The sequence below is a fragment of the Telluria sp. LT2P80 genome, assembly GCF_059685955.1.
The window spans coordinates 39,031-56,593 of the sequence record NZ_JCASIO010000008.1; the positions used below are offsets into that span (position 1 = coordinate 39,031).

The following is a 17,563-nucleotide window of genomic DNA, read 5'->3' on the forward strand; positions in this document are numbered from 1 at the left end:
TCGTACTTGGTTGAAGAGACGCAATTCTAACAACGGATGCCCACATGAACATGCCTGATCCACAAGCGCTTGCCGCTGCCTGGTTGTCCCAATGGTCCGATCCTGCCGCCTGGCAGCCCTGGATGACGATGATGTCCACCATGCCAGCCATGCCGGCCATGCCAACGATGCCCGCGCCGGGCGGCGCCAGTCCGCTGGCCGGCTTCCTGAAAGATGCCGGCGCCGGCATCGACACGGCCCGCATGGAAGCGATCCGAGACGATTATCTCAAGAAAGCAACGCAGCTGTGGCAAGACGTCATGTTGGGCAAGACGCCCGAACTGAGCGACCGGCGCTTCGCTGCAGCCGAATGGCGCAATAATCCGCTGTCGGCGTTCTCGGCCGCTTCGTACCTGCTGAATTCCGAATGCATGATGGCCATGGCCGATGCGGTCGAAGTTGGCCCGCGCGAGCGCCAGAAGCTGCGCTTCTCGGTCCAGCAAATGATCGACGCGATGTCGCCGGCCAACTTCCTGGCCACGAATCCGGAAGCGCAGCAGCAGATGATCGAGACCCAGGGCGAAAGCCTGACCAAGGGCCTGACCAATATGCTGACCGACATGCAGAAGGGCCGTATTTCGCAATCGGACGAAACAGCCTTCGAAGTGGGTCGCAATGTCGGCAACACGGCTGGCCAGGTCGTGTTTGAAAACGACTTGTTCCAGCTGATCCAGTACACGCCGACCACGGCGAACGTGCACAGCGTGCCGCTGGTCATGATCCCGCCGTGCATCAACAAGTTCTACATCCTCGACCTGCAGCCCGAAAATTCACTGGTGCGCTACGTGGTGGAGCAGGGCCATACCGTGTTCATGGTGTCCTGGCGTAATCCAGACCGCAGCCAGTCGCACCTGCGCTGGGACGATTACGTCGAAGACGGCGCGATCCGCGCGCTTGACGTTGTCGCCGAGATCACCGGGCAAGAAAAAGCGCACGTGTTCGGCTTCTGTGTCGGCGGCACCATCGCCGCCACGGCGCTGGCCGTGCTGGCCGCACGCGGCCGCCAGCCGGCCGCCAGCCTGTCGCTGCTGACCACGCTGCTGGATTTTTCGGACGCTGGCGTGCTCGAGGTGTTCATCGACGAAACCCAGGTGGCGCTGCGCGAGCAGAAGCTCGCTGCCGGCGGCCTGATGCCTGGCCGCGACCTGGCGACGACGTTCTCGTCGCTGCGCCCGAACGACCTGGTCTGGAACTATGTTCAGCAAAACTATCTGAAGGGCAAGGAGCCGCCGGCATTCGATCTGTTGTACTGGAACGCCGACAGCACCAATCTGCCGGGGCCGATGTTCTGCTGGTACTTGCGCAATATGTACCTGGAGAACAAGCTCAAGCAGCCGGGCGCGCTGACGGTGTGTGGTGTGCCGGTCAATCTGGGCGCCATCGATGCGCCGGTGTTCGTCTACGGCTCGAAGGAAGACCATATCGTGCCGTGGACGGCGGCATTTGCCTCGATGCAGCTGCTTAATCCCGGCAACCCGAAGGCGAATCGCTTCGTGCTGGGGGCGTCGGGCCATATCGCCGGTGTCATCAACCCGGCCTCGAAAAACAAGCGCAGTTACTGGGCCAACGACAAGGGCGGCAAGTCGCGACCAAAGACGGATGGCGCGTGGTTCGAGAGTGCTGCAGAGCACAAAGGCAGTTGGTGGCCGGAGTGGGCAAAATTTCTGGCGGAGAACGGCGGCGCGCAAGTGCCGGCCCCAGGCGTCGCTGGCAGCAGCGACTATCCACCGTCCGAGCCTGCGCCGGGGCGCTATGTGCAGGTCAGGGGTGACTGACCGTCAGTGGCGCGTATTGACATAAAAGCCATACTTGTGATGCATCTGGTAATTGCTGCAACCGCCACAATTGCATGGTAAGGTGTCTGTTATCCCCCACTGTCGATCCGGCCGTGGGTCGGGTGGAGACGGGCCGGCCACGCTGGCCAGAATAATCATAAGTGCGCGGCTTACGAAGCGGCGCCGCAAACCATGGAACCAGAGATGAGCAGTGTGAAGAAGAGTGCAGAACGCCTGATCAAGAAATACCCGAACCGTCGTCTGTACGACACGCAGACCAGTTCCTACATCACGCTGTCGGACGTCAAGCAATTGGTGCTCGACGCTGACGATTTCACGGTGGTCGATGCCAAGAGCAGCGAAGATCTGACCCGCGCGATCCTGCTCCAGATCATTCTCGAAGAAGAAGCGAACGGCGTGCCGATGTTCTCGAGCTCGGTACTTTCGCAAATCATCCGCTACTACGGCCACGCGATGCAGGGCATGATGGGTTCGTACCTGGAAAAGAACGTCCAGGCGTTCACCGACATCCAGCACAAATTCACCAGCAATGCCGCCGGCGCCATTGAGGGCAAGCCGTTCAGTCCCGAGATGTGGACCCAGTTCATGAACGTCCAGGGTCCGATGATGCAGGGCATGATGAACAACTACATCGACCAGAGCAAGAACCTGTTCATCCAGATGCAGGAACAGATGCAGAGCCAGAGCAAGGCGATGTTCGGTGTGTTTCCATTCCCTGGCATGACGCCCCCGCCGACCGACAAGAAATAAACCACCTGGTATTGGGGCAGCAGGGTCTCACCTTCGAGGCCCGGTTCAGGTACAATCGCGGATTGCCCAAACACTTTTCCGCTGCCCATGACTGAACTTCGTCGTAGTCCTTCCGCCAACTCTAGCAGCCTGGCTGCCGCAGCCAAGGCGCCTGGCGTCATCATTCCGGCGCCCATGCCCGGCGTGATCGCGCCGAAGGTCGGCTTTGTCTCGCTTGGCTGCCCGAAAGCGCTGGTCGATTCCGAGCAGATCCTGACCCAGTTGCGCGCCGAAGGCTACCAGACCGCCAACTCGTACGACGGTGCGGATCTCGTGATCGTCAATACCTGTGGCTTCATCGACGCTGCCGTGCAGGAGTCACTCGATGCCATCGGCGAAGCGCTGGCCGAAAACGGCAAGGTGATCGTCACCGGCTGCCTGGGCGCCAAGAAGGATGCTGCCGGCGACGACATCATCACCAAGGTGCACCCGAAGGTGCTGGCCGTGACCGGCCCGCATGCACTGGCCGAGGTGATGGACTCGGTCCACCTGCACCTGCCGAAACCGCACGATCCGTTCATCGACCTGGTGCCGGACCACGGCGTGAAGCTCACGCCGAAGCACTATGCCTACCTGAAGATTTCCGAAGGCTGCAACCACCGCTGCAGCTTCTGCATCATCCCGTCGATGCGCGGCGATCTGGTGTCGCGCCGCATCGACGAAGTGCTGGTCGAAGCCGAGAACCTGTTCAAGTCGGGCGTCAAGGAACTGCTCGTGATCTCGCAGGACACCAGTGCCTACGGCGTGGACGTCAAGTTCCGCACCGGCTTCTGGAATGGCCGCCCGATCAAGACGCACATGACGCAGCTGGTCGAAGCGCTGGGCCAGCTCGCGCGCCAGTACGACGCGTGGGTGCGCCTGCACTACGTCTACCCGTACCCGCACGTCGACCACGCGATCCCGTTCATGGGCGATGGCCACGTGCTGCCGTACCTCGACATCCCGATGCAGCACGCGCACCCGGACGTCCTCAAACGCATGAAACGGCCGGCCAGCGGCGAGCGCAACCTCGAGCGCATCCTGAAATGGCGTTCGATGAATCCGGACCTGACGATCCGCTCGACCTTCATCGCCGGCTTCCCGGGCGAGACCGAGCCCGAATTCGAGTATCTGCTCGACTTCCTGAAAGAAGCGCAGATCGACCGTCTGGGTTGCTTTGCCTATTCGCCGGTCGAAGGCGCGACCGCGAACCTGCTCGACAATCCAGTGCCGGAAGAAGTGCGTGAAGAGCGCCGCGCGCGCGTCATGCTGCTGCAAGAAGAGATCTCGGCCAAGCGCCTGCAGGCCAAGGTCGGCAAGACGCTGCGCGTGCTGATCGACGAAGTCGGCGCCCGCGAAGCGATCGGCCGTTCGAGCGCCGATGCGCCGGAAATCGACGGCGTCGTGCACATCAAGCGGCCACTCGTGCCGGGCAAGAGCAAACTGGTCGTTGGCCAGTTCGCCGATGTCGTCATCACGAAGGCCGATGCGCACGATTTGTGGGCCAATCCAGTCTAAGCGGCTGAGCTCATGAGCGCCAAGTCGATCCAGACCACGCTGGTGCATAGCGACTATGTCGCACCGGCGGGGTTCGATGCTTTCCCGCCGGCCACGCACCGCGCGTCGACCGTGCTGTTTGCGAACACGGCGGCGATGCGCGCGAGTCAGTGGAAAGACAAGAGCGCCTATACCTACGGCTTGCACGGCACGCCGACCACGTTCACGCTGGAAGGCAAGCTGGCCGAGATCGAGGGCGGCAATCACTGCCTGCTCACGCCGTCGGGCCTGGCCGCCATCGCGATGGTCGACTTTGCACTGCTCAAAAGCGGCGACGATGTGCTGCTGCCCGAGAATGTCTACAACCCGAACCGTGAGCTGGGCCGCTGGCTCAGCGCCGATTTCGGCGTCACCGCGCGCTACTACGATCCGATGATCGGCGCCGGCATCGCCGCGCTGATCCAGCCAAACACCAAACTGTTGTGGGCCGAGGCGCCGGGCTCGGTGTCGATGGAAGTGCCGGATCTGCCGGCGCTGTGCCATGCGGCGCACGCGCGGGGCGTGCTGGTGGCGCTTGATAACACGTGGTCGGCAGGCCTGGCGCTGCGCGGGTTCCATCTTGGCGCCGACATCGTCATGCATGCGCTGACCAAGTACCAGTCGGGCGGCGCCGACCTGTTGATGGGCGCCGTGATCACGCGCGACCGGGCGCTCAACGACCGGCTGGCGCTGGCGCACATGCGCCTGGGCCTGGGCGTGAGCCCCGACGATGCGTATCTCGTGCAGCGCGGCTTGCCGACGATGAAGATGCGCTTCGAGCGGCACGACGCCAGCGCACGCGAACTGGCCGCCTGGTTCAAGGGGCGGCCCGAGATCGCGAAGGTGCTGCATCCGGCGTTCGAGGATTGCCCGGGCCACGCGTTCTGGCAGCGCGATTTCACGGGGGCGGGCGGCTTGTTCTCGGTGGTCTTCGACGCACGCTTCGACGAAGCGCAGGTCGATCGCATGGTCGATGCGCTGACGCTGTTCGGCATCGGCTACAGCTGGGGCGGACCCAACAGCCTCGTGATGCCATACCGGATCAGCAGCTTGCGGGATCAGTGGGATGGCGGGGTACTGGTGCGCTTCAATGTGGGCCTGGAAGACCCGGCCGACCTGATCGCCGATCTGGCCCAGGCTTTTGACGCGTTATGACATGAAAAATGGGGCCGCTGGCCCCATTTCTTTACACCGGCATTGCGCGGTTGTTGTTCAAATCGATGAAGCCGCGGATCAGCCGATACGCTTTCCAGATCCACGCCACGGGCCACACCACCCACGCGGCAGGAATGCCGATGATGGTGGCGAACAGCACTGCGCCAACCGCCATCCAGACCACGTACCACCAGAACGAGCGGATCATCCACGTGTGGTGGGTATAGACCATCGTACCGGCTGTATCCGGGCGCTTCACGTAGTTGACGATCACCGGCACGATCGACAGCATGCCTAGCGAAAAGAAGAACGTCAGCGCGTGGATCACATACAGGATGCGCGCCCAGTGCTTGTTGTCTTCAACGCCTCGTTCCAGAATCAGTTCTTGCGACATACCGTCTCCTCGTGTGGGGACATCCCCCTTTGTTGCCATTGTAGCAGCACCACCTGCGGTCGCTGGCGCCGCCTTACCCAGTGTGCTGGCGCACCCACGCAGTCAGGCGCACCGCATCCATCGCGCCGGACTGGCGCGCGATCTCGCGGCCACCTTTGAACAGCGCCAGTGTAGGGATGCTGCGGATCGCGAAGCGCGCCGACAGATCCTGTGCACGCTCGGTGTCCACTTTCAGCAGGCGCACGGCCGGCTCGAGTTGCCCGGCCGCCTGGGCATACGCCGGCGCCATCATCTTGCACGGGCCGCACCATTCGGCCCAGAAGTCCACCAGCACGGGAATATCGTTACGGCCGATATGACGCTCGAAGCGCGCGCTGTCGACGTCCAGCGGACGTCCCGTGAAGAGGGGCTGCGCGCATTTGCCGCAGGTTGGCGCGTCCTGCAGGCGCGACTGCGGCATGCGGTTGACGGCGTCGCAGTGCGGGCAAACGATGTGGGTTGGTTCGGTCATGCTGGCGTCCTCCGGTCGATATGATGCCGTTATTGTAAGCGGGGCCCGGCCTTGACGTCGCCCGGACGTTGCCAGCGCTGCCATGCGCCGCTTGCCGCCTTCGCTCGCTAGAATGATTGCAATAATATAAATGAGACGATCGTATGCCTGAGCAGAATACGCCCGGCAACCTGCTGGTCGGCTGCGCTGGCTGGAGCCTTGGGAGCAAGGACTTCGCCGCGTTTCCGGCAGAGGGCAGCCACCTTGAGCGCTATGCCGCCGTGTTTCCGGCGGTGGAAATCAATTCGTCGTTCTACCGGCCGCACAAACCCGAGACGTATGCGCGCTGGGCCGCCAGCGTGCCCGAACACTTTCGCTTCGCGGTCAAGGTGCCGCGCGCGATCACGCATGACGCCCGTCTGCGGGATGTCGATGCATTGCTCGACCAGTTCCAGGGCGAAGTCGGCATGCTGGGCGACAAGCTGGGCTGCCTGCTGGTCCAGCTGCCGCCACGCTTCGGTTTCGATGACGTGCTGGCACATGCGTTCTTCGGGCAAGTGCGTGAGCGTTTCGGGTGCAGCATTGCGTTCGAAGCGCGGCACGCGAGCTGGTTTTCGGAGGCTGCCACGGCGACGCTGCGCGAGTGCGGGGTAGTGCGCGTCATCGCAGATCCTGCCGCCGGCCAGCCAGGGGAGCACGAGCCGACAAGCGACGCCCACGTCTACGTGCGCCTGCACGGCGCGCCGCGCATCTATTATTCGGCCTATCCGGGCGACGAGATCGTCCGCTGGCGTCACCGCCTCGATCGCGATGTCGAGGCGGGACGCACGGTGTGGTGTATCTTCGACAATACAGCCGAGGGCGCGGCCGTGCCCAATGCGCTCGAACTGATGGGGCACGAAGTGGGTCCATCGGGTGACCGGGGCAGGGTAGAATCAGCGAATCCAAACGTCACCGCGCTATCCGAGTGAACTCATCCACCGCCGTCCAGTCAGAGCCAGGCACGATTGCAGGCCCGCAGCCTGCTGCCGTGCCTATGCGGGTCGAGTGCCCGCCAGGCGCCTGCGTCTGCGACCGGGCGCGCGTGCTGGCCGATCCGCATCTCGATCAGCGCCCGTTGACGATCACGCGCCAGCAAGAACTCAAGCTGATCGAGCGGATCGAACGCGTCGACAGTCTGGCTGATCTGCAGCATGTGCAGGGGCTGATCCACAAGAACATCGGCGCAACGCTGCACATCGCACCGGGGCCAAACGAAGTGCGCAGCGTGCGCGGCATCGTGATCGTGCTCGAAGACCGGCCCGGTCTGTGCAAGAAGGTGCGGCAATCCGTGCCGGCAGCGGTGCGGAGGTGCCTGACCACGCGGCCCGAGATTGCCTGGGCAATTCTCGATTCGCACGACCTGTTTGGCAGTTAATCGCTGATCGCGGCGAGACAGTACGAAAGAGAGATGACATGTTCGACGAATGCACCTGGCTTCACACGCCACCCGAATGCCGGATCGACCAGGACACGTTAAAGGTCATCACCGGCGAGAACACGGACTTCTGGCGCATCACCCAATACGATTTCATTCATGATAACGGCCACTTCTTTGGCAGGCCCGTCGATCATGCATTTACCGCCCAACTACATGTGCGCGCGGACTTCCAGTCCTTGTACGACCAGGCCGGTTTGATGGTGAGAATCGACGACACCCGCTGGATCAAGATCGGTGTGGAGTACTCGGATGATCAGCTGATGCTCAGCACCGTGCTGACCGATGAAAAGTCAGACTGGGCGGTGATGCCTGCACCGTCCATCAGCGATGGCTTCTGGATCCGTGTGACGGTTAGTGCCGGCACTGTCAGGGCACAGTATTCGGTCGATGGGATCGTGTGGCCAATGCTACGCCTGGCACCGTTTCCCGTCGCGGATCGTTACGTCGTCGGCCCCATGTGCTGCACTCCGCAACGTGGTGGCTTGGAGGTACTGTTCAGAAAGTTCTCGGTACAACCCGCACTGCAGAAAGAGTTGCACGATCTGTCCTAAGCGCAGCGCCGTGCCACAGCCGGGGTCAGGTCTGACATTCGGACACGACCTCAGCCTTAGGCTAATCGACCGGCGTCATGACAAGTATCAGCATAGCCCGTTGCCAGCTGGTTCCGCTTACCTCATTGTCGAGATCGTGTCCGAATGTCAGACCTGACCCCCGCTTTTCTGCATGAAAAAAACCGGCATCGGCCGGCTTTGTTGGGGATTACCTGCGGTATGGGAAATGCGATCCTATATGGCCGCCCCAGCCACGACCACGATGGCCGCGCCAGCTGCTGCGGCCGAAGTCGAAACCCAGTCCGATCGAGATCGGCGGATACCAGTAGTTTGGCTGCTCGACATACACCGGCTGTGGCACGTACACCGGCTGTTGCTGGATATACACTGGTTGCTGTTGGACATACACCGGTTGCTGCGGCGTGTAGTAAGGCGTCGAATAGCTCGTCGCAGGCACGGGCGTCGAGGTGACGGTGCTGCCTCCCGACGATGCCACGCGCGCACCGGTACCGATTGGCACGGGTGTCACGGACACGACACGCCACTGGCTCGGATCTCCCGGTTGGGCGTAGCCTTGATTGCTGTAGTAGGGGCCTGGCGCGGCGCAACCGGCCAGCGCGCCCAGAGACACGATAATGATGGCAAGATTTTTCATGGCGTTACTCCTGATTTAACCATCATACGAGCTTGCGGCCGAGGCGGCGCACGGCTTTACACCCTGTTACAGCGCGCAAACGACCGCTACACGTGCCTAGCTGCGCATCAAGCCAGGATCGTCAGCAACCCGTCCAGCCCGGAAAAATTCAACGCCACATCGGCCTGCGTGCGCACGACCGGCTTGGCGCGAAACGCCACTGACAGCCCGGCAATGCCCATCATGCTGAGGTCGTTGGCGCCGTCTCCCATCACGACCGCCTGCGACGGCGAGATACCCAGTTCAGCACACACGCGCTCGACGGTACGTTTCTTTTCTTCCGCATCGACGATCCCGCCGACGACGCGGCCGGTCAGCTTGCCATCCGCAATCTCGAGCACATTCGCGTGTGTGTAGTCCAGCCCCAGGCGCGCGCCGAGACGCTCGGTGAAGAACGTGAACCCACCCGACACCAGCAGCGTCTTGATGCCGGCCGCCTGCACGGCCCTGAGCATCGCCTCGCCACCCGGCGAGATGCGCAGGCGCTCGTCATACACCCGCTGCAGCGCGCCCGCGTCCAGCCCCGCCAGCAGGGCCACGCGGCGCCTGAGGCTTTCCGAGAAATCGAGCTCGCCGCGCATCGCCGCCTCGGTGATCTCGGACACTTGCGGCTTGAGGCCCTGCATGTCGGCGATTTCGTCGATGCACTCGATCGTGATCAGCGTCGAATCCATGTCCATCGCCACCAGACGCACGTCGGCCAGCGAGCGGCCAGCGGCGATGAAGGTGGCGTCCACGCCCGCCTCGAACGCAGCAGCGTCGACACGGGCTTTCAGGTCAGCGCTGAACGCCACGCCGTCACAGCGCAACGCATGTGCGCCCAGGTCCGTGGTGCGCTGCGGACTGGCCAGTTGCGCCAGGCGCGCCAGCGTGGCGGGATCGGCCTGCGGGCCTTGCAGCACCAGATTCATCGTCGTGTTCATGCGAGTAGTTGTTTGATGGTCTGTTTGATCTGGTTCACGCGCGCCGATAGGTCAGGCATGCTGGCCGTGATGCGCAGCTTGTCCTGGCCGGCCAGCTTGACGTGGCGGTTCTTCTGGATCAGCGTGATGATCCTGATCGGATCGATCGGCGGCTTTTCCATGAACTGCAGACTGGCCGCTTCGCCGTGGGCGTCGATCTTGACGATGCCCACGGCCTTGGCGGCGATGCGCAACCGGTGCGTCTCGACCAGCGCCTTCACGGGCTCGGGCAGCTTGCCGAAGCGGTCGATCAGCTCCTCCTGCATGCTGTCGATACGGTCCGCGCTTTCGCAGTTGGCCAGGCGCTTGTAGATCGACAAGCGCTCGTGCACGTCGCCGCAGTAATCGGCCGGGAGCAGGGCGGGCACGTGCAGATTGATCTCGGTGGTGGACGACAGCGGCGCGGCCAGGTCGGGTTCCTTGCCGGCCTTGAGCGAGCGCACCGCCTCGTTGAGCATGTCCGAATACAGCTGGAAGCCGATCTCCAGCATCTCGCCGGACTGGTTCTCGCCCAGGACTTCGCCCGCGCCCCGGATTTCCAGGTCGTGCATCGCCAGGTAAAAGCCGCTGCCCAGTTCTTCCATCTGCTGGATGGCGTCCAGGCGGCGCTGCGATTGCTTGGTCAGGTTCTGCACATCGCTCACCAGCAGGTACGCATATGCCTGGTGGTGCGAGCGGCCCACGCGCCCGCGCAGCTGGTGCAGCTGCGCCAGGCCGAACTTGTCGGCGCGGTGCATGATGATCGTGTTCGCGGTCGGCACGTCGATGCCGGTCTCGATGATGGTCGTGCACAGCAGGATGTTGAAGCGCTGCGCCACGAAGTCGCGCATGACTTTTTCCAGGTTGCGCTCGTGCATCTGGCCGTGGGCCACGCCGATGCGGGCCTCGGGCAGCAGTTCCTGCAGCATCGCACGACGGTTCTCGATGGTGTCCACTTCGTTGTGCAGGAAGTAGATCTGGCCGCCGCGCTTGAGTTCACGCAGGCAGGCCTCGCGGATGATCGAGCCGTCTTCGCTCCGTACGAAGGTTTTGATCGCCAGGCGCTTTTGCGGCGCGGTGGCGATGATCGAAAAGTCGCGCAGGCCTTCCAGCGCCATGCCCAGCGTGCGTGGGATCGGCGTGGCGGTCAGCGTCAGCACGTCGACTTCGGCGCGCAGCGATTTCAGCGCTTCCTTCTGGCGCACGCCAAAGCGGTGTTCTTCGTCGATGATCACCAGGCCCAGACGTGTGAACTTCACGTCGGGCGAGAGCAGCTTGTGGGTGCCGATGACGATGTCGAGCGTGCCGTCGGCCATGCCCTTGATCGCGTTGTTGATCTCTTTGCCGGTCCGGAAGCGCGACAGCTCGGCGATCTTCACAGGCCAGTCGGCAAAGCGGTCGGCGAAGGTCTGTGCGTGCTGCTCGGCCAGCAGCGTCGTCGGCGCCAGGATCGCGACCTGCTTGCCACCCATGACGGCGATGAAGGCCGCGCGCAATGCAACCTCGGTCTTGCCGAAGCCGACGTCGCCGCACACCAGGCGGTCCATCGGGCGGCCCGACGTCATGTCCTTGATGACGTTGTGGATCGCCTCGGCCTGGTCGGGCGTCTCTTCGAAGCCGAAGCTTTGCGAGAAGTTTTCGTAGTCGACATTCGAATACTCGAATGCGTGGCCCTGGCGCAGCGCGCGGCGCGCGTACAGGTTCAGGAGTTCGGCGGCGGTGTCGCGCACCTGCTCGGCGGCCTTGCGCTTGGCTTTTTCCCACTGGCCCGAGCCGAGCGAATGCAGCGGCGCGTCTTCGGCCGCCGTGCCCGAGTAGCGCGCGATCACGTGCAGCTGCGAGACCGGCACGTACAGCTTCGTGTCCTTCGCGTATTCCAGGTGCAGGAATTCGGTCTCGCCTTCGCCCAGGTCCATACTGGTCAGGCCCATGTAGCGCCCGATGCCGTGGTTGATGTGCACGACCGGGTCGCCGATCTTGAGCTCGGACAGGTCGCGCACCATCGATTCGACCTGGCTCGTCGCTTCCTGCTTCTTCTTGCCGGCGCGCCGGCCCGAACCGGCATACAGCTCGGTCTCGGTGATGAAGACAAGGTGGCCGGCGCCCGCATCGAGCAGCTCGAAGCCGGCCTGCAGTGGCGCCACGCCCAGCGCCAGGCGGGCATCGCTGGCGCGGAAGCCCTCGAAGCCTTCGACCGGCACCAGATCGAGCCGGTATTCGCTGAAGTACTGCTGCAGCGTTTCGCGCCGGCCGGCCGAATCGGCGCAGATCATCACGCGCGTGTCGCTGCGCTCCAGGTACGTGCGCAGGCTGGCCAGCGGATCGTCCAGGCGGCGATTGACGGCGACGTCGGGAATCGGCGCCGACAGTTCGGAGGCCGGTGCCAGCGGGTCGCGCGCGATATTCCAGCGGCCATGCGGCTTGATACAGGTGAAGAACTGCTCGGCGCTCAGGAACAGTTCGGTCGGCTCCAGGATCGGACGCTCACGGTCGCTTTTCAGGAAGCGGTAGCGCGACTCGGTGTCCATCCAGAAGCGGTTGATGGCGCCCTCGATATCGCCGACCAGTGCCAGCGACGCGCCGTCGGGCAGGTAATCCAGCAGCGTCGACGTGGTGTCGAAGAACAGCGGCAGGTAGTACTCGATACCGGCCGCGGCGATGCCGTTGCCGATGTCGCGATAAATCGGCGAGCGTGACGGGTCGCCCTCGAAGCGCTCGCGCCAGCGGCCGCGAAAGCCGGTTCTTGCCGCTTCGTCCATCGGGAATTCGCGGCCTGGCAGCAGGCGCACTTCGCGTACCGGGTACAGCGAGCGCTGGGTATCGGCATCGAACGTGCGGATCGATTCGATCTCGTCGCCAAACAGGTCAAGCCGGTAGGGCAGGGCGGAGCCCATCGGGAACAGGTCGATCAGGCCGCCGCGCACTGAGTACTCGCCCGGCGACATCACCTGCGACACGTGCGTATAACCGGCCAGCGTCAGCTGCGCCTTCAGACGTGCTTCGTCGAGGCGCTCGCCCTGGCGGAAGAAGAAGGTGTAGGCCGCCAGGAACGACGGCGGCGCCAGGCGCACCAGCGCCGTGGTCGCCGGCACCATCAGCACGTCGCACTGGCCATTGCGGATTTCGTGCAGCGTGGCCAGGCGTTCGGACACCAGGTCCTGGTGCGGCGAGAACGCATCGTACGGCAGCGTTTCCCAGTCCGGCAGCAGGTGGCAGGCCAGCTTGCCATCGGCGAACCACGGGATTTCATCGAGCAGCCGCTGGCCGTCGCTGGCATTGGCCACGACGACGGTGAGCATCTGGCCCTGGGCCTTGAGAGCAAGGGCGGCAACCGCCAGCGCGTAGGCGTCGGACGAACCGTGAAGGAGCGGCAGGACGAAACGATGGCCTGCTTTGGGGAGGTGTTTCTCGAGGTCGAAAGGCATGCCGCGTGCTTGAGATATCCGTGAAAAATGCGCTGGAAAGTGGTGGCCAATTATAGTCGAACGCGTGCTTACCCGCCGGGCCGAGTGGAGATCGACAGCTTGTCCTGACGCCGGATCACGGGCATGATTGCGCTAACATAAAAATGATGGAGACACGATGCGCCCAACCTTTGCTGCCTTGCCCCTGATTGTTTCATACCTGTTGAGTGCAGCAGTCAGCGCGGCGCCGCCAGCGTCGGTGGTCCTGCTGGGCGATGCGCCGCGACCCGGTGTCGAGATCGTGGCGCTGGCACCCGATACCACGCACCCGCTGGAAGGCGAGATGGTCACCGCCGACGCCGCGTTGCGCACGACCTTCCCCGACAGCGCCATCGAACTCGCGCGCAGCAAGCGGACCGACGGCGGTGCGGCGCTCACGCTGCAATGGCGCAAGATCTGGAAAAGCGGCGTGGCCTTGCAGACGGCCCCACAGGACCTGCGGCCATTTATCGCGCGCGGCACGCTGGCATTCGACCTGAAGGTCGATGCGCTCGACGCCGGTGGCCTCATGGTCAAGGTCGGGTGCGGGCCGTCGTGCGAGCGCCAGGTGCCGTACGTGCTGCCGGGGCGCGCCGTCCAGGGCAAGGGCTGGCAGCGTGTCGTACTCGCACTGTCGTGCTTCGCGCGCGATGGCGACGATTTCTCGCAGGTGGCCCGGCCGTTTGCGCTGGAAGGCACCGGTAGCGGCCAGGTCAGCATCGCCAATGTGGCCATCGCACCGGGCGGCACGCCGAACACGGCGTGTGCGGACTGGCGCACGGTCGCCGTCACGCCCGCCAAACTCGACGAAGCCTGGTCGATCGACTGGTGGCTGCCCCGCCATCGCCAGAAACTGGACGAGGCGCAGCAGATGGTGCGCGCAGCGCGCAGCCCGCAACTGGTCTTCATCGGCGACTCGATCACACAGGGCTGGGAGAAGGAAGGGGCGCCGATCTGGCAGACGCACTATGCGCGCTACGATGCGCTGGACCTCGGTTTTGGGGGCGATCGCACCGAAAACGTCTTGTGGCGATTGCAGAATGGCGCCGTCGACGGGCTCGATCCGAAGGTGGCGGTGCTGATGATCGGCACCAACAACACGGGACTGCGCGGCGATTTCCCGGCCAGTACCGTGGCGGGCATCCGCCGCAATCTCGACGAGCTTCGCCAACGGCTGCCGCGCACGCGCATCCTGCTGGTGGCGATCTTCCCGCGCGACGCGACGCCCGAGAGCCCGCTCCGGCGCATCAACGAGTCGATCAATGCGCGATTGCCATCGCTGGCCGATGGCAACCGCATCGTGTTCCTGGACGTGAACCGCGCCTTCCTCACGCCGGACGGCACCTTGAGCAAAACCATCATGCCCGACTTGCTGCATCCGAACGAAGCAGGCTACGCGATCTGGGCGAAGGCGATGCAGCCTGAACTCGACCGCCTGATGGCGCTGCCGCGGCTCTAGGAGCCCTCAACAACACGCCGGTTCGCGACGCCAAACGGCACGTGCACCATCGGGATCGTGCCGCCCGGGCCGGATTTGAGATGCGTGAGCTGGTCATCAAAAAAGATGTGCGGCTTGAACACCGACAGCACGCGCGCCTTGTCCATCCCGCCCAGGAAAAACGTCTCGTCGGCCGAGACGCCCCAGCTGCCCAGCGTCGTGACGACGCGCTCGTGCGCCGGGGCACTGCGCGCCGTGATGATGGCGATACGCACGATGCGGCGGTAGTCCGGGTCGGCCTGCTGGGCATCGTGCTCGAGCTGCTGCAGCATGGCCAGCTTGCGAAACATGCCGGCCAGTGGGCCAGGCTGGTGCGGGCGCGCCATGTGCAGGGTTTCGTGGGCGTGGAATTCGCCCAGGTCGTTGTTGCGCTTGTAGACTGTTTCGGACTCATCGTCGGCGATGACGCCGTCGAAGTCGAACGCCACCCGCAGCTCGATGTCGTCTTCCTCGTCGGCGATCGCCGATGGCAGCACCAGACCAGCGGGGTAATCGACGGCAATGGCGCTCTTGACGTCCTCTTCGTTCGCGGACAGGAACAGGGCCGTGTTGAATGCCGGCAGATACGGGTAGGGCGATTTGCCGCTCATGAACACGGCGCGCGAGATGTCCAGCCCATAGTGGGCGATCGAGCGCATCACGCGCAGACCCGTTTCTGGCGAATTGCGCGAGAACAGCACCACTTCAACGGGCGCCTGGTGCGGGAAGCACCGGTTGATGCTCAGGAAGCGCCGGATGAACGGGAATGCGACCCCGCGCGCCAGGATCACGTCGCGCTGGCACGCCTGGTGGTTGCGGTAGGCTTCCGGCCCTTCGTCCAGATAGACCTGGTGCGAGTCGGACAGGTCGAACAGCGCGCTGGAGGCAACGCCGATCACGAGTTTTTCTTCGATGGGAAAGGGCATTCAGGCGTCCTGCTGGTCGGCGTTGTCGGTGTCGTTGAAGGTATCGTAGACCTGCCGCAGGTCCTCAGGCAAGGCAGCCACGGCGGCCACGAATGCCGGCTGGCCGCCCCCGGCCAGCATGTGCAGCTTGGCCAGGCGGTCGGCCTCGCCCAGCGCGGCGGGCAGACTGGTGGACACGGTCGCGGCGTCGCCCAAATGCGCGATGGCGTGGCCGATGGCCGGTGGCAGTTCCCACTGGCCGGCAATCCCGGCCGAGATCAGGCGCGCGGCGTGCACCAGGCGCAGGCCGAAAGCATCGCTGTCGGGCAGGCCCCCGGCCGGCAGCAGGCCATCGATCACGCGCAGGGCGACGACCAGGCCGACATTGTGCATCAGCCCTGCCAGGTAAGCTTCGAACGGATCGGCGCCATGGCCAGGTGCCAGCAGGCTCGCCGCCTGCGCGCATTTCTCGGACTGGTTCCACAATTGCGGTGCGACGAGGCGTGCCAGGCGGCTGGTCTGCAGGCTGATAATCCGGCGAAACGCCACGCGCGCCAGCAGCATGCGCAAGCCGTTCTGGCCAAGCAGCAGCAACGCACCCTCCAGATTACGCACCGGCGTGCCGGGCTGGTAATAAGGGCTGTTGACCTCGCGGATAACTTCCGCAACCAGGACGGTATCCTGCGCCACCTGGCGTGCAAGGTCAGCCGACGAGGCGGAATCACTCCGCAGGCTGCGCAGCACTTGCGGGATCACGGCCGGGACGCGCGGGACGAGGGTGCTTGCGGTGTGCGGATCGCGTACGAGCCGCGCCAGTTCGTCGAGCACCAGGGCTTCGTCGCCCGCTGCGCCCGTCACGTGTGGACCGGCCAACCAGTGAAAAAAGGCGAGGTCCAGATCGAGTGCAGTCGAATCGTCGGCGATTGGCGTGATTGCCGCATCGGGCGGCGGCAAGGTAGACGGGGCGGGAGGATGGGCCACAGGCCCTGCGGGCGCGGCACCAAACAGGCGAGCGAGCCAGCGCTTCATGGAGAGGACATCGGGAAAAGTGTGGGCATGGAGCGATTCTACCGCGCCAGCCCGATACACGATCGGCGACCCGGCCATGCGTGAATGAAATTACTTCCTGGTGTCCGAGCTGGTCGTCGTGTGACCAGTGTTGGTTGGCGTGTTGGCAGTGCCAGTGGCCATTGGCGCACCGTTATTGGTGCCATCGGTTGGGGTGATGCCCATTTGTGCATCGACCGTGGCGTTGCCGGTCGAGCCGGCAGCCGTGGTGCCCATCGAGGATGAGCCGCTGCTGCTGGTGCCCATGGTGTCGGTGGTGTTGCAACCTGCCAGTGCGAGAGCCATGATGCCGCCAATGAGTGCAGTGTGAAGAGTTTTCATCGCGTTGCTCCTTGAGAGTGGAATGACGTGGTCAGGTGCGGCCACCCGAGGGTGACCGACTGACTACCCACGCGCACGGTGTGCCGCTGTGGGTTCGTGCTTCTGCTGCTTCTTCTGGATCAGCGGCCGGTGGCCGAGTTGGTGACTGGCTCGTTGTTGCTGGTGGTGCCCGAGGCGCTGTTCACGCCGGTAGCACCGGTGGCGCCCGAATTCCAGCTACCCTGACCTGCGGTGGTGCTTGGGGTCTGCACCGAGCCGGTGGTCGACATCGTGCTGCTCGAGCCCGACATGCTGTCGGTCGTCTTGCTTGGCGTATCGCATGCTGCCAGGCCAAAAGCCATCATGCCTGCGATCAGTGCGGTTCCGAGGGTGCGTGTCATGGTTGTCTCCGTGATGATTAAGTTGTTTTATCATCAAGCAACCGCGGGTTTACACGAATAGGAACGGAGAGTTCATTCTTGTAGGACGACACGCCCAGCGCACGTCAGCGCAGGCGTCAGTGCAG

The 17,563-nt window shown here is 63.9% G+C and carries 17 protein-coding genes; 8 read left to right on the plus strand and 9 right to left on the minus strand.

Translation table 11 applies throughout. The features are described from left to right. Positions 1-44: 44 nt before the first annotated feature. The 4 genes from phaC (at position 45) to AC56LW_RS19115 (ending at position 5,294) form a co-directional block, all read left to right on the plus strand. Positions 45-1,814, plus strand: coding sequence for a class I poly(R)-hydroxyalkanoic acid synthase (gene phaC / locus AC56LW_RS19100; RefSeq protein ID WP_499636812.1), 1,770 nt, complete (start codon positions 45-47; stop codon positions 1,812-1,814). A gap of 204 nt (positions 1,815-2,018) precedes the next feature. Then, a complete protein-coding gene (gene phaR / locus AC56LW_RS19105; protein WP_183551781.1) occupies positions 2,019-2,585 on the plus strand; it encodes a polyhydroxyalkanoate synthesis repressor PhaR in 567 nt (188 codons plus the stop codon). A 174-nt stretch (positions 2,586-2,759) separates the two neighbouring features. After that, positions 2,760-4,121: a 30S ribosomal protein S12 methylthiotransferase RimO gene (rimO, locus tag AC56LW_RS19110; protein ID WP_499637108.1), complete on the plus strand. Its 1,362-nt coding sequence runs from the start codon at positions 2,760-2,762 to the stop codon at positions 4,119-4,121. A 12-nt stretch (positions 4,122-4,133) separates the two neighbouring features. Next, complete coding sequence (locus AC56LW_RS19115; RefSeq protein WP_499636814.1) at positions 4,134-5,294, plus strand: cystathionine beta-lyase; 1,161 nt, start codon at positions 4,134-4,136, stop codon at positions 5,292-5,294. Positions 5,295-5,325: 31 nt separating this feature from the next. Here AC56LW_RS19115 and AC56LW_RS19120 read toward each other — a convergent pair whose 3' ends face one another. Beyond that, positions 5,326-5,688, minus strand: coding sequence for a DUF4870 family protein (locus AC56LW_RS19120; RefSeq protein WP_183551787.1), 363 nt, complete (start codon positions 5,686-5,688; stop codon positions 5,326-5,328). A 73-nt stretch (positions 5,689-5,761) separates the two neighbouring features. Next, the gene (gene trxC / locus AC56LW_RS19125) at positions 5,762-6,199 is read right to left on the minus strand and encodes a thioredoxin TrxC (RefSeq protein ID WP_332532889.1); all 438 of its coding nucleotides are present in this window, start codon (positions 6,197-6,199) and stop codon (positions 5,762-5,764) included. A gap of 143 nt (positions 6,200-6,342) precedes the next feature. Here trxC and AC56LW_RS19130 point away from each other — a divergent pair, with 143 nt between their 5' ends. The 3 genes from AC56LW_RS19130 (at position 6,343) to AC56LW_RS19140 (ending at position 8,209) form a co-directional block, all read left to right on the plus strand. After that, positions 6,343-7,149: a DUF72 domain-containing protein gene (locus tag AC56LW_RS19130; RefSeq protein ID WP_499636816.1), complete on the plus strand. Its 807-nt coding sequence runs from the start codon at positions 6,343-6,345 to the stop codon at positions 7,147-7,149. A 65-nt stretch (positions 7,150-7,214) separates the two neighbouring features. Then, the gene (locus AC56LW_RS19135) at positions 7,215-7,595 is read left to right on the plus strand and encodes a hypothetical protein (RefSeq protein ID WP_499637110.1); all 381 of its coding nucleotides are present in this window, start codon (positions 7,215-7,217) and stop codon (positions 7,593-7,595) included. Positions 7,596-7,633: 38 nt separating this feature from the next. Next, positions 7,634-8,209: a DUF1349 domain-containing protein gene (locus tag AC56LW_RS19140; protein WP_499636818.1), complete on the plus strand. Its 576-nt coding sequence runs from the start codon at positions 7,634-7,636 to the stop codon at positions 8,207-8,209. Positions 8,210-8,417: 208 nt separating this feature from the next. Here the strand turns inward: AC56LW_RS19140 and AC56LW_RS19145 are convergent, their stop codons facing one another. The 3 genes from AC56LW_RS19145 to mfd all read right to left on the minus strand — a co-directional run bounded on the left by AC56LW_RS19145 (position 8,418) and on the right by mfd (position 13,269). Continuing rightward, the gene (locus AC56LW_RS19145) at positions 8,418-8,864 is read right to left on the minus strand and encodes a hypothetical protein (RefSeq protein WP_332532886.1); all 447 of its coding nucleotides are present in this window, start codon (positions 8,862-8,864) and stop codon (positions 8,418-8,420) included. A 107-nt stretch (positions 8,865-8,971) separates the two neighbouring features. Next, positions 8,972-9,814 (minus strand): phosphoserine phosphatase SerB, encoded by an 843-nt coding sequence (gene serB, locus AC56LW_RS19150; protein ID WP_499637112.1) that lies wholly within the window; start codon positions 9,812-9,814, stop codon positions 8,972-8,974. A gap of 8 nt (positions 9,815-9,822) precedes the next feature. Next, entirely contained in the window at positions 9,823-13,269 is a 3,447-nt protein-coding gene (mfd, locus tag AC56LW_RS19155; protein ID WP_499636820.1) for a transcription-repair coupling factor, read from the minus strand. Between the two features lie 157 nt (positions 13,270-13,426). Between mfd and AC56LW_RS19160 the strand changes: the two genes are divergently transcribed. Continuing rightward, positions 13,427-14,746, plus strand: coding sequence for a GDSL-type esterase/lipase family protein (locus tag AC56LW_RS19160; RefSeq protein WP_499636822.1), 1,320 nt, complete (start codon positions 13,427-13,429; stop codon positions 14,744-14,746). Here AC56LW_RS19160 and AC56LW_RS19165 read toward each other — a convergent pair. The 4 genes from AC56LW_RS19165 to AC56LW_RS19180 all read right to left on the minus strand — a co-directional run bounded on the left by AC56LW_RS19165 (position 14,743) and on the right by AC56LW_RS19180 (position 17,438). Beyond that, the gene (locus tag AC56LW_RS19165) at positions 14,743-15,690 is read right to left on the minus strand and encodes a 5'-nucleotidase (protein WP_499636824.1); all 948 of its coding nucleotides are present in this window, start codon (positions 15,688-15,690) and stop codon (positions 14,743-14,745) included. The genes AC56LW_RS19160 and AC56LW_RS19165 overlap by 4 nt on opposite strands. After that, positions 15,691-16,650 carry an HDOD domain-containing protein gene (locus AC56LW_RS19170; RefSeq protein WP_499636826.1) on the minus strand — a complete coding sequence of 320 codons (960 nt, stop codon included), beginning with the start codon at positions 16,648-16,650 and terminating at the stop codon, positions 15,691-15,693. It abuts the gene before it with no gap. Between the two features lie 138 nt (positions 16,651-16,788). After that, a complete protein-coding gene (locus tag AC56LW_RS19175; protein ID WP_499636828.1) occupies positions 16,789-17,058 on the minus strand; it encodes a hypothetical protein in 270 nt (89 codons plus the stop codon). 119 nt (positions 17,059-17,177) lie between these two features. After that, positions 17,178-17,438 (minus strand): hypothetical protein, encoded by a 261-nt coding sequence (locus AC56LW_RS19180; protein ID WP_183551816.1) that lies wholly within the window; start codon positions 17,436-17,438, stop codon positions 17,178-17,180. Between the last annotated feature and the right edge of the window lie 125 nt (positions 17,439-17,563).